The sequence below is a fragment of the Nonomuraea sp. JJY05 genome (assembly GCF_043496855.1).
Taxonomy (GTDB): Bacteria; Actinomycetota; Actinomycetes; order Streptosporangiales; family Streptosporangiaceae; genus Nonomuraea.
Genome location: NZ_JBIEIS010000098.1, coordinates 1 through 11,984 on the forward strand (window position 1 = coordinate 1; position 11,984 = coordinate 11,984).

General features: G+C 67.6%; 9 protein-coding genes and 1 pseudogene. 4 read left to right on the forward strand and 6 right to left on the reverse strand.

What is annotated here, in order from left to right; all coding sequences use genetic code 11:
* Positions 1-362: 362 nt before the first annotated feature.
* The 3 genes and pseudogenes from ACFKCF_RS61080 to ACFKCF_RS61090 all read right to left on the reverse strand — a co-directional run.
* Positions 363-582: pseudogene (locus tag ACFKCF_RS61080) on the reverse strand (hypothetical protein); the annotation flags it as partial.
* Positions 583-620: 38 nt separating this feature from the next.
* Positions 621-1,394, reverse strand: a complete 774-nt coding sequence (locus tag ACFKCF_RS61085) for a group II intron maturase-specific domain-containing protein (RefSeq protein ID WP_394506623.1) — start codon at positions 1,392-1,394, stop codon at positions 621-623.
* Positions 1,388-1,951, reverse strand: coding sequence for a reverse transcriptase domain-containing protein (locus ACFKCF_RS61090; RefSeq protein WP_394506625.1), 564 nt, complete (start codon positions 1,949-1,951; stop codon positions 1,388-1,390). The genes ACFKCF_RS61085 and ACFKCF_RS61090 overlap by 7 nt, the downstream gene beginning before the upstream one ends.
* A 90-nt stretch (positions 1,952-2,041) precedes the next feature.
* Between ACFKCF_RS61090 and ACFKCF_RS61095 the strand changes: the two genes are divergently transcribed.
* Positions 2,042-3,187: an ROK family protein gene (locus ACFKCF_RS61095; RefSeq protein ID WP_394506627.1), complete on the forward strand. Its 1,146-nt coding sequence runs from the start codon at positions 2,042-2,044 to the stop codon at positions 3,185-3,187.
* On the opposite strand, the gene ACFKCF_RS61100 is transcribed toward ACFKCF_RS61095, so the two are convergent.
* The 3 genes from ACFKCF_RS61100 to ACFKCF_RS61110 are packed head-to-tail and all read right to left on the reverse strand — an operon-like array spanning position 3,174 to position 7,646.
* On the reverse strand, positions 3,174-4,016 hold the full coding sequence (locus ACFKCF_RS61100; RefSeq protein ID WP_394506629.1) for a LacI family DNA-binding transcriptional regulator: 843 nt from the start codon (positions 4,014-4,016) through the stop codon (positions 3,174-3,176). The two genes, ACFKCF_RS61095 and ACFKCF_RS61100, sit on opposite strands and share 14 nt — an antisense overlap.
* Positions 4,013-6,451 (reverse strand): glycoside hydrolase family 2 protein, encoded by a 2,439-nt coding sequence (locus ACFKCF_RS61105; protein ID WP_394506630.1) that lies wholly within the window; start codon positions 6,449-6,451, stop codon positions 4,013-4,015. The genes ACFKCF_RS61100 and ACFKCF_RS61105 overlap by 4 nt, the downstream gene beginning before the upstream one ends.
* A 31-nt stretch (positions 6,452-6,482) precedes the next feature.
* Positions 6,483-7,646: an ROK family protein gene (locus tag ACFKCF_RS61110; RefSeq protein ID WP_394506632.1), complete on the reverse strand. Its 1,164-nt coding sequence runs from the start codon at positions 7,644-7,646 to the stop codon at positions 6,483-6,485.
* Positions 7,647-7,905: 259 nt separating this feature from the next.
* Between ACFKCF_RS61110 and ACFKCF_RS61115 the strand changes: the two genes are divergently transcribed.
* The 3 genes from ACFKCF_RS61115 to ACFKCF_RS61125 form a co-directional block, all read left to right on the forward strand.
* Complete coding sequence (locus ACFKCF_RS61115) at positions 7,906-9,471, forward strand: ABC transporter substrate-binding protein (RefSeq protein WP_394506634.1); 1,566 nt, start codon at positions 7,906-7,908, stop codon at positions 9,469-9,471.
* Between the two features lie 11 nt (positions 9,472-9,482).
* The gene (locus ACFKCF_RS61120) at positions 9,483-10,475 is read left to right on the forward strand and encodes an ABC transporter permease (RefSeq protein WP_394506636.1); all 993 of its coding nucleotides are present in this window, start codon (positions 9,483-9,485) and stop codon (positions 10,473-10,475) included.
* On the forward strand, positions 10,472-11,984 hold a 1,513-nt coding region (locus tag ACFKCF_RS61125), incomplete at its 3' end, for a dipeptide/oligopeptide/nickel ABC transporter permease/ATP-binding protein (protein WP_394506638.1). The genes ACFKCF_RS61120 and ACFKCF_RS61125, both read left to right, overlap by 4 nt.

An 11,984-nucleotide genomic window follows, 5' to 3' on the forward strand; every position in this document is an offset into this window, starting at 1 on the left:
CCCCACGTCACGATGTCTACACTGCCACCGGTCTGATCACTACGAAGACCCCGGCCCGGAAACCGATGACGAGGAAATCCACGAACCCACGTCCTCGACGCACAGGTTAAAGATCAAGCTAGCTCCGCCACGGTGTACAGGCGGTTGGACTCGAGCTGGGACGGGCGTGCGGCCGTGATGGGTGGCGACGAACGCAGCGACCGCCTCGGGGCTGAACTTCTTGGAGCGGCCCGCGTGCCGATCGACGGCGGCGAGTCAGGGTGATGGCCCCAGCGGTCGTTCTCGGTGACGTAGACGTAGCGGATCAGGGCTATTGCCGTCCGCACGATCGGTCCTGGTGTGATGCGCCCGAAATTGCATACTTAAGTACGCTGCTGGTTTTCGGTGGTTGGCGGGTTGATCTTGTTGAGGTAGTCGGCGAGGGATTTGAGGATCTCGTCGGCGGTCTTTGTCCAGGTGAAGGGTCCCGGGTCGTCGTTCCATTGTGTCGATCCATGCCTTGATGTCGTTCTCAAGAGCCTTCACAGAGGTGTGGACGCCGCGGCGTATCAGCTTGTCGGTCAGCAGGGCGAACCACCGCTCGTCGGGTAGCCGGAGCGCGTTGCCGCGCCCCGGCCCCCTCAGAACCGGCCGTGCCCGCTTTCCAGGCAACCGGCTTCAAGCAAGCCCTGAAGGTTCGAGGCCGTGCGGAAGTGCTGGGTTGGTGTCGTCGCCGAGTCGGCGGCGGCAGTGGGCGTGTATGAGAGGTGTTGCGGCATGTTCATCCGGGTTCCGAGCTCCACGGCGGTAGCGATCGCCTGTTTGCGGATCGCTGTGCGCGTGGCCGTGAGCCACTGCTGCCACTCGATCGGGCTCTGTGGCTCATGGTCAGCGTGCAGCAGTAGGCCCCGGTAGAGCGGACATCGGCCGCCCTGTTGGCGAAGAAGCCGCCACGTTGCGGCGTCCACTGGGGCCCTGGCGCGGCGGCGCCGCTCGGTCCAGTAGTCGATCAGAGTCGGGTCATCGGGAGAGGCCCGACCTGCGACCATCCGGTGCCGGACGATTTTCGTCCAGGCGAACTTGCGCAGGTAGAAGCCAGTTTCCTGACTCCCGAACATCCACTTGTCGCGCCTGGCGGTGTTGAACATGCCGAAGTACCGGGCGATGATCCAGCGCTTCGGCTTGGTCGGGTGGGAGATCTTGGCCCACTTATAGACCAGTCTCCACAGGTGGGCGTCCAACTCGCCGAACGCGCGTTTGGACACCCCGATCCGGTAATAGGCGGCCCATCCTTTGATGATCGGGTTGAGCTTGGCGATCATCGCGTCGGCGTTGGCCCCTCGCAGGGCCGTCACCTCCTGGGACAACCGCTTGCGGATCCGCCGTAACGCGTCCTTGCTCGGCTTGGTCAGCAACTTCCCTCGGAACCGGCGGATCTCAAACCCAGAAAGTCCACCCCCTGGTCCAGGTGGGTGATCCGGGTCTTGGCCTGGTTAAAGACCAAACCCCTGGGCTCCAGCCAGCTCGCGAGTCGTTGCTGGATATTCTCGGCCTGCTCACGGGAGTGACACAGGGCGAGCACATCGTCGACGTACCTCACCAGGACCGGCGAATCCGGGGTGACCCGCAGGCCACCGCCGGTCTCCCAATACCTGACTCCGTCGGCCTGCTCCATGCCGTGCAATGCCACGTTCATCAGCGCGGGACTGATCACCCCGCCCTGGGGAGCACCCTCCCCGGTCAAGGTGAACCGGCCATCCTCGATCACCCCCGCCTTCAGCCACCGGCGCACCAGCCCCCGAGCGGGGAAGGAACCCAGCGACTCCAGGATGTGATCATGGCTGAGCCGGTCGAATGGGTGACTGCGACGGTGGCCGTGCCACTCGCGGTGATGGCGGACCGAGCACGCAACGGAGGTCCTGACGACGGGCGATCTTGGCGGATTACCTGGTCTACAGGACCTCCGTCTCATTTGTCGACCGCCTCCAGCACCCTGTTGACAGCGGCTCAGAACTCTTAACTAACCGGCATTGGGGCTAGCAGGGATAGCCTTATGACTCATATGCGCGCACATCCGGTGACTACCACGCCCGCCGCGACCGCGGTCTTCACCACGGTTCTTACCCACGGGCCGATCTCCCGAAGAGATATCGCGAAAATCACCGGACTTTCGTCCGCAGCGGTCACCCAGGTCGCCAGACCTATCCTGGAGGCCGGATACTTGGACGAACTCCCGAGCGATGGCCGCACCGGCGCCCGTCTGGGGCGTCCGGTCGCGCCCTTGGCCGTCCGGGCCGACCGGGAGCACTTCGTCGGTGTGAAGATCACTGAGACCGAGCTGATCGCGGTGCTCACCGACCTTCGCGCTCAGGTTCGGAGCGCGAGGCACCTGCCGCTAGCGACCAAGGATGTGCCCGCCGTGGTGGAGGCCGTTGCGCAGGTCGTGACCGATCTGGCCGGTGGAGGCGCACAGACACACTGCCTGGGCATCTCGGTCGCCGGCGACGTGGACCAGGCGAGCGGCCTGGTTCGCTACAGCCCCTTCATGGGGTGGCAGGACGTACCGCTTGCCGACCTCGCCGCCACTGCCACCGGGTTGACGGTGACGGTCGAGAACGACGTCAATGCCCTCGCCGTGGCCGAGCAGTGGTTTGGCGAGGGGGTCGGCACGACCACGTTCGCCGTCGTGACCGTAGGGGTTGGCATCGGCTGCGGCCTGGTGATCAACGGCGCCCTGGTCACGGGTGGATACGGTGTCGCAGGCGAGATCGGGCATATCCCGGTCTCAGCCTCCGGACCGGCCTGCTATTGCGGGGGGCGGGGCTGCCTCGAGGCGATCGCCTCCGAACCGGCGATCGTCACGCAGGCGCGGGCGGTGACCCGCGACATGGGGCTCGATTTTCCCGCAGCCGTTGATCTGGCCCATGCCGGGCATCCGGCTGTACGGGAGGTCTTCGCGATCGCCGGGCGAGCCATCGGGCGAGGTCTCGCGGCAATGGTGAACCTGGTCGGCCCGGAGAAGGTCGTCGTCACCGGCGAGGGGCTGGCCGCGTACGACCTGTTCGAGGAACACATCAGGGAGACCTTCACCGCGCAGGCATTCGGCGCCGCTGGAAAGTGTCCGCTGGTCATCCGGCCGTTGCCGTTCGAGGAATGGGCACGCGGCGCCGCTGCCGTGAGCCTCCAGAGGCTCTTCACCTCGCGGTGAGGGCGGGCGCGCTGGTCTCCCGGGTGACGAGGGTGGCAGCCGGGCACCATCGATCCGCCACAGGTGCTCCTGCGATGAGATCCAGCGTCGAATCCGCCACCATCTGCCCGAAGAGGTGGACGTCCAGACTCATGGCGGTGAGCGCGGGCGAGGTGAGCCGGCACAGGCTGGAGTCGTCCCAGGCCATCAGGCTGAGCTCGTGGGGCACCCGGACACCCAGCTCTTTCGCGGCGTTGAGCCCCGCGACCGCCATCAGGTCGTTGTCGTAGACAATCGCTGTGGGAGGATCCGGCCGGTTCAGCAACATCTCCGTCAGCTTGGCGCCCGACTCCTCCGAATAGTCTCCCTCCTCGACGATCGCTTCGATACCTGCCGCACCCGCGGTCTGGAGCAGTGCCCTGGTGCGGGTTCGGGTGTGGAGCAGGGTGTTCGGACCGCTGATCCGTGCGATCCGGCGATGACCGAGATCATGCAGATGGGAGACGGCTTGGCGAACCGCGCCCTCGTCGTCTGTCCGCACGGTGGGGGCGTCACCGGCCGGTTCGCCCGCCACCACGACGGGTATGCCCAGCTCCCGCAGGGCGGCAGGCCTGGTGTCGTGAACGGCCCTGTTCACCAGCACGACGGCGTCGACGGTGCGGTGGGCGGCCCATCGCCGGTATGCCGCCACTTCCTGTTCGTGTGTGGTCACGACGTGCAGCAGCACGGACCGGTCGTGTTCTGCGAGCCGCTCTTCGATGCCCGCGATGAACTCCATGAAGAACGGCTCGGCGCCCAGGAGCCGGGAAGGTCTTGCCAGGACGAGGCCAACCGCGTCGGCGATGCTCATGTCACCGCACTCAACCCGTTGGCGCTGGTCAGCACCTCTGGGGCGGCCAGTTGATCCGGCCACTCCAGCACCGAACGCGTGCGCACGAGGAAGACTTGCGACGCCCCCGCCGGTAACGACACCAGCATCTCGTCGACCACGGCGTCGGGTATCACCCTGTCTGCCAGCAGGGCGACGTCCCGTGCGAAGGAGGTGGCTCGCGTCTCGACACGGTAGCCGCCGTCGACAGGCTGAACCGTGCCGGTCAACGGCCGCGGATCGTAGGCGACATCGCGGTCCTCGGCGAACAGATGGCACAGACGCGTGCCCTCGCCTGTCACGATCGTGAGCACCTCCCTGGTCTGGTCATCCGGCTTCAGGAGCTCACCCGGCAGCTCGACCGGCGCGACCGATCGAGGCGGTACGGCGAGCTCCAGCTGCCGTCCAGCCAGTTCCTCGCCGTCGAACGTCTGGCGGGATGCAGTCGCCACGGTCCGCCATGGCTCGTCATGGTCATTGACGGCGACCAGGACCCAGCGACCGTCTCTGGGCTGGAGGGTCAGCAGGCGGGGCGCGAAGGCGTGCCTGAGGGCGAAGTAGAGCGGCTTGGCCCGCCCCTCGTAATCCACCGCGGACCACGAGATGGCCGGCCAGCAGTCGTTGAGCTGCCACACCAGCGCACCGGCCGTCCGGGGCCACCAGGAGCGGAAGTGCTCGACACCCAGCGCCACCGCTCTTGCCTGGTTGAGCTGCGTCGCCCAGTGCCAGTCGGCGAACGTGCCGGGGACGGGCAGGTGCGGGCGCAGCCCCCGATCGAGGTTGTGGTCGCCGTTGACGGCCTTCTGGTGCTGCAGGAACACCGGGGAAGCCGGCGTCAGCGGCTCGTCGTGGATCCAGCGGGCCACCGTGGCCGAGGCCGGCGGGCCCTGGAACCCGAACTCAGCGCAGAAGCGGGGAATGTGGTCGCGGTAATGGACGTAGTCCACGACGTTCCACACCGCCCACTCGTGCCGGGTGCCGTGGCCGGGATCGTTGGGCGGCAGGGTGCCGGGGCTGAACGGGCTGCCGGGCGCGTACGGCCGGGTGGGATCCAGCTCGGCCACGATCCCGGGCAGCAGTTCGGTGTAGTAGGCCTGCCCCCAGGTGCGGCCCTCCAGGCTGTCACGCCAGCCGGGCCAGTCGGTGTACGCCACCAGGTTCTCGTTGTTGCCGCACCACAGCGCGAGTGAAGGGTGGCTGGTCAGTCGTGCGACGTTCTCGCGCGCCTCGGCCTCGACCTCGCTCCACAGCGGCTCTTCCTCGGCGTAGAAGGCGCAGGCGAAGGGGAAGTCCTGCCAGACCAGGATGCCGCGTTCGTCGCAGACGTCATAGAAGTCGTCACTCTCGTAGATGCCGCCGCCCCAGACCCGCAGCATGTTCATGTGCGCGCCGACGGCCTGGTCGACGCGCTGGGCGATCCGCTCGCGGGTGATGCGGGTGAGGAAATGGTCGTCGGGGATCCAGTTGGCGCCCTTGGCGAAGATCGGCTTGCCGTTGACGACGAAGGTGAACGGCGTGCCGACCTCGTCCGGTTCGGTGTGCACGGTAATCGTGCGGAACCCGACGCGCCGCCGTACCTCGTCCGCCGGGTTGTCGCGGTCCAGCAGGGTGACGGTCAGCTCGTACAGCGGCTGATCTCCGTGGCCGGCCGGCCACCACAGCCGGGCCTGAGGCACGGGCACGGTCAGCACGGCCGATTCCCCGGACGCGGTGGTCCGGGCTTCGTGGCCGCCCACCCTGGCCACCACGGTGTAGGCGTCGTCTCTGGCTCGATCGAGCCGCACGTGGACCTCGACGCGTCCGGTGCCATCCTCGTCCACCGTCACCAGCGGGCGTACCTGCGCCAGACGGGCGCTGTCCCAGCGTTCCAGGCGCACCGGCTTCCAGATGCCCGCCGTCTGCAGATCGGGGCCCCAGTCCCAGCCGAACGAGCAGGCCATCTTGCGGATCGCGTTGTAGGGGTGGGGATATGCGCGCTGGCGTCGGCCCAGTCTCGCCTCCAGTTCCTCGGCGTGGCGCAGCGCCGAGCGGAGGTTGACCACCAGCTCGTTCGGGCCGTCACGCAGGAGGCCGGCCACGTCGAAGCGGAAGCCGCGGTGCATGTTGGCGGTATGTCCGAGGAGTTCGCCGTTGAAGTGGACGCTCGCCACCGTGTCGATCCCGTCGAGGACGAGGTCCACCCGCTCGCCCGGGCGGGCGGATGTCGACTGGAAGGTAGTGGAGTAACACCAGTCGGTGTGATGCATCCAGGAGAGGAGTGTTTCGTTCCGGTCGAGATAGGGATCCGGGATCAGTCCCGCTTCGAGCAGATCGAGGTGTGTGCTGCCCGGTACGCGGGCGTCCACCTCCCGGCCTGCGATGGACTCCGGCACCGGCCCGTCCACGGCGCGCAGCCGCCAGCCCTCAACTAAAGTCACGCACCTTTCTTACGTAGTGAATTAAAGAAAGTCAATGGATCGCCTCCGAGCTCAGATTCTCCGGCAACCGGGCCCCCAGGCTGAGAGGCACCAGCTCCGACTCGAGCACCAGTGCCGCCGCGCCCACAGCCGAGGCCGTGGCGGCCAGCCGCGAGAGCCGCACGTCCACCGCGGGCGACAGTTCCTTCTCTATCACCGGGAGATAGACCGAACCCGCAATGGAGAATCCAGGGCCCGTCAGCACGAGCACCTGGAGATCCATGATCGCGGAGAGCGTCCTGGCCGCCGCCGCGATGTAGCGGGCGGAGCGTTCCAGCAAGGCCAGCGCCCTCGGCTCGCCCCTGCGCGCCGAGCGACTGAGGGCGGCGAAGTCCGCCGCCACCGAAGGCTCTCGCGAGCGGCGCATGGGGACGAGCAGGTCCGCACGGGCCGCCGCGACGACCGCGGCGGGACCGGCCAGCACATCGAGGCAGCCTCGGGCACCGCATCGGCACCTCGGACCGTCCGCTTGGACACAGACATGCGCGAGGTCGCCCGCCTTCCCGCCGGGACCGCGATAGGTGATGCCGTTGATCACCAGGCCCGCGCTGATCCTGGTGCCCAGATAGAGCGCGGCGGCGGCGGAAGCACCCCCGAATCCGCCGGCCCAGTGCTCGCCCAGGGCCGCGGCCGTGGCCTCGTTGTCGAGCACCACGGGCAGACCGGTCGCCTGCTCGAGCGACTCGGAGAGGGGGAATCCCGCATCAGCGAAGACCACCCCGACTCCCAGCACGCGATGGCGCTCCGCACCGGCGCTGTCGATCAGCCCGGAGATCTCCCGGGCCATGGCCTCCACCGCGGCGCCTGGCTCTTCCACACCCACTCCCGGCTTGGCCATCCGGGTGACGACGGCGCCGGCGAGATCCGTCAGGACGTAGACCATGCCGCCGTGATCGAGGTGCACGCCAACCGCGTACCTTGCCGAGTGATCGAGTCGCAGCAGGATCCGTCGCTTGCCACCCGTGGATTCCGCGCGGCCGGACTCGACGACCAGGCCCTCCTCGATGAGCTTGCGGACCACGGCAGTGATCGTCGGGCCGGTGAACCCGGTGGCCCCGACCAGGCCGGCCCGGCTGATCGTACCCGCGGCTCTGATGGCGTCCAGGACCACAGCCTTGCTGCTCGCATGCGGCTTGGTCTTGGCTGCTGCATTCATGGGCCCTCCATCCGCTCGACACTGCGAGGGTACAGACGCTGTTGACTTACTTAAGTTGCTGAGTTAACAATCGGAACCGGCGCGCCGACAATTACATCACCGCTCGAGAGGACTCCGCGTGATGTCGGTGAGGAATGCACTAACCATGAGAACCGGGGCCGGGCTGGCCGCGTTGGCCTTAGCCATCACCGGATGTTCCTCGTCCGGCAGCTCACCGCGAGGATCGACCGGGGCACCGGCGGCCACGGGGGCACCGCCGATGCTCGTGATCTACACGGGCGCCACCGGCGACATGCAGGTCAACTTCAATCCCTTCACCCCGGGCAGCCCGTCGACCGGGCCGATCTACGAGCCCCTCTTCTTCTTCAACACCGCTCGGGCCGATCCCCCCCAGCCACGGCTGGGCCAGGAGTTCTCGTGGAACGCCGACGCCACTCAACTGTCGATCACGCTCCGCCAAGGCGTGAAATGGTCCGACGGCCAGCCGTTCACCGCCAGGGACGTGGTCTTCACGCTCGACCTGCTCGCCAAGAACAAGGCGTTGAACACCACCGGCTACCGCGGCAAGGCGACCGCGGTGGACGACACCCACGTATCGGTCAAGTTCGACGAGCCGTCGTTCGTGGACGGTCCGCAGCTTCTCGGCCGCATCTACATCGTGCCTGAGCATGTGTGGAAGTCCGTGGCCGACCCCACGACCGCCCAGATGCGCAACCCCGTCGCCACCGGGCCCTACCTTGAGGACGACGTCAAGCCGCAGGCATACACGCTGAAGGTCAACCCGAGCCATTGGGGCGGGGAACCCGCGGTCAAGCGCGTCCGCGTCCTGTCGCTGTCAGGCAACCAGGCCGGAGCAGCGGCGATCAAGGCCGGCCAGATCGACTGGCAGACCGGGCCCGTGCCGAATGTCGAGAACGCCGAGCAGGCCTACCCCGGCTACAAGGTCATCATCACTCCGGTGAACCAGATGGTGCTGGACACCTGCAGCAACCCGGACCTCGGTTGCAAGGGACCGCAGACCGACCCCGCCGTCCGCCAGGCGATCTACTACGCCGTCAACCGGACCCAGCTCAACGCGCTGGCCTTCGAGAACACCTCCAGCGAGATCTCGCCCAGCCTTGCCCTGCTGGAACGAGACCAGGCGTTCATCTCCGGCCGGCTGCAGAACAAGGTCGCGCCGATGCAGCCCGACGAGGCCAGGGCCCAGCAGATCCTGGAGGGCGCCGGTTACGCCAAGGGGGCCGACGGCATCTACGCCAAGGACGGCAAGCCCTTGCAGCTGACCCTCAAGACCGTCTCCGGCTGGACCGACTACATCACCGCGGTCAACGCGCTTTCCCAGCAGCTCAAGAAGGCCGGCATCAAGGTGACCGCGCAGCAGCTGTCCTTCAACGAATGGTCCGACGCCCGCGGGCGCGGCGACTACCAGCTGATCATCGACTCCCTCTACCAGGGGCCGGCCGCCGACCCGTTCTACGTCTACAGCTACTTCTACGGCTCCGACACCACCGAGAAGGTCGGCAAGCAGGCCGGCACGAACGTCAGCCGCTTCACCGATCCCCAGGTCGACGCCGCCATCGCCGCGCTCAAGAAGATCGACCCGAAGGACACCGCCGCACGGCAGCCGCAGTTCGACACCATCCAGACCCGCATCGAACAGGCCATGCCGTACATCCCGCTGCTCACCCAGGGCACGATCAGCGTCTACAACGCCACCAAGTTCACCGGCTGGCCGACCAAGGAAGACCTCTACGCCTTCCCGGCCGCCTGGCAGTCGCCGGACAACTCGGAGATCTTCCGACGGCTCAAGCCCACCGGGAAATGAGCGCGTGACCGATGCTGTACTACCTGCGCAAGATCGCCTTCTACCTGGTCGCCCTCTGGACGGCGGTGACCCTGAACTTCCTCATCCCCCGCATGATGCCCGGTGACCCGGTCACCATCCTGCTGGCCAAGGCGCAGCAGCGCGGCGGAGTCGACCCCGCCGCGCGCCGCGCTTACGAGCTGATGCTCGGCACCGACACCGGCGAGCCGCTGTTCACCCAGTACCTGCTCTACCTGGGGAACATGGCCCGCGGCGACTTCGGCATATCCGTGAGCTCCTTCCCGGCTCCCGTTTCCGAGGTCATCGCCGCATCGCTGCCCTGGACCGTCGTCCTGGTCGGCCTGGCGACCGTGCTGTCGGTGCTGACCGGCACCACGCTGGGAGCGCTGGTGGGCTGGCGCCGGGGCACCTGGCTGGACTCGCTGGTGCCCGCGACCACGGTGCTGTCGGCCGTGCCGTACTTCTGGCTGGCCCTCGTCCTGGTCGCCGTCTTCTCCTCCGCGCTCGGCTGGTTCCCGCTGCTGGGTGGTTACGACGTCAACCTCACCCCCGGCTGGAGCGGCGAGTTCCTCGCCTCGGCCGTGTACTACGGCATCCTCCCCGCCGCGACCATCGTGATCTCCTCGATCGGCGGCTGGCTGCTGGGCATGCGCAACATGATGGTCTCGACGATGGCGGAGGACTACGTCCGTACGGCTGTCGCCAAAGGACTGCGCAACCGGCGCATCATGGTCTGGTACGCGGCCCGCAACGCGGCACTGCCCTCCATCGCCGGATTCGCCATCTCACTGGGGTTCGTGGTGGCCGGCTCGGTCGTCACCGAGCAGGTCTTCTCCTATCCGGGCATCGGCTCCAAGCTCCTGCAGGCTGTAGAGAACAACGACTACGCGCTCATGCAGGGCATCTTCCTGGTCATCACGGTCGCCGTCCTCGGCGCCAACCTGGTGGTCGACCTGCTCTACAGCATCGTCGATCCGCGGACGCGAGCGGGGGCGGCCACATGACGGCAATCCGCCGGCGGGACCCGAAATTCGTGATCGGACTGATCCTGATCGGGGTCATCGCCGCCATCGGCGTGGTCGGACCGCTTCTCGCCGGCGACCCGGACGCGATCAACGACATGGGGCTGACGCCGCCGGGCGGAGAGCACCTGCTGGGCACCACCCAGACCGGCCAGGACGTGCTGTCCCAGATCACCTACGCCACCCGGGGCTCGCTCGTCATCGGCGCGCTCGTGGGCGTCATGGCCACACTGCTGTCGGCGCTCTTCGGCATCGTCGGCGCCTACGCCGGTGGCCTGGTGGACGAGGTCTTCTCGCTGCTGTCCAACGTGATGCTGGTGATCCCCGGACTCCCGCTGGTGATCGTGATCTCCGCTTTCGTCCCGGCGGAGCAACGCGGCTGGTGGACGATCGCGCTGGTGCTCGCGATCACCAGCTGGGCCGGCTCGGCTCGCGTGCTCCGCGCGCAGACGCTGTCGTTGCGCAACAGGGAGTACGTCCTGGCCGCCCGCGTGGCCAAGGAGCGGCCGTGGCGCATCATCGGCGTGGAGATCCTCCCGAACCTCCTGCCCCTGCTGGCCTCCCAGTTCGTGTTCGCGGTCATCGCCGCGATTCTCAGCGAAGCCGGCCTGTCCTTCCTCGGCCTGGGCGCATCCAACTCCGCCACGCTCGGGACCATGCTCTACTACGCGCAGAACGGCTTCGCGCTGCAACTCGGCGCGTGGTGGTGGTTCGCGCCGCCCGGCATCATCATCGCCCTGCTCGGTTGCGGCCTGGCGCTGATCAACTTCAGCATCGACGAGATCATCAACCCGAAGCTCCGGATTCCGGCCGCCCGCCTGGCGGATACGCGCCGCCAGGAGGCGGGGAGTGTCGACCAGGCCGCCGACGACGCCGTTCTCACCTTGGCCAACCTGTCGGTGACCTACCGGGGCGAACGGCCCGTGCAGGCCGTCAAGGACGTCTCGCTGACGGTACGGCGAGGCGAGATCCTGGGCCTGGCGGGCGAGTCGGGCAGCGGCAAGACCACCCTCGCCTATGCGATCAGCCGGCTCCACCGGCCGCCGGCGGAGATCACCTCCGGCACGGTCGCCTTCCACGACCACGCCGGCACAGCCGTCGACGTCCTCGCCTTGCCGCCGCACGAGCTGCGTACCTTCAGATGGGCGAAGCTCTCCATAGTGTTCCAGGGGGCGATGGACTCGCTCAACCCGGTCATGACCGTCGGCGCCCAGCTGGAGGACGTGCTCACCACCCACCTGCCCCGGCTGTCGGCGGCCGAGCGCCGGGCCCGCTGCGCCACGGCGCTGGAGCTGGTCAGGGTGGACCCTAGGCGGCTGCGCTCCTACCCGCACGAGCTCTCCGGAGGCATGCGGCAACGGGTCATGATCGGCATGGCGCTCCTCCTCGAACCCCAGATCATGATCATGGACGAGCCGACGAGCGCCCTCGACGTCGTCGTCCAGCGCGGCATCCTCAAGGAGATCCTGCGCTTGCGGGACGAGCTGGGCT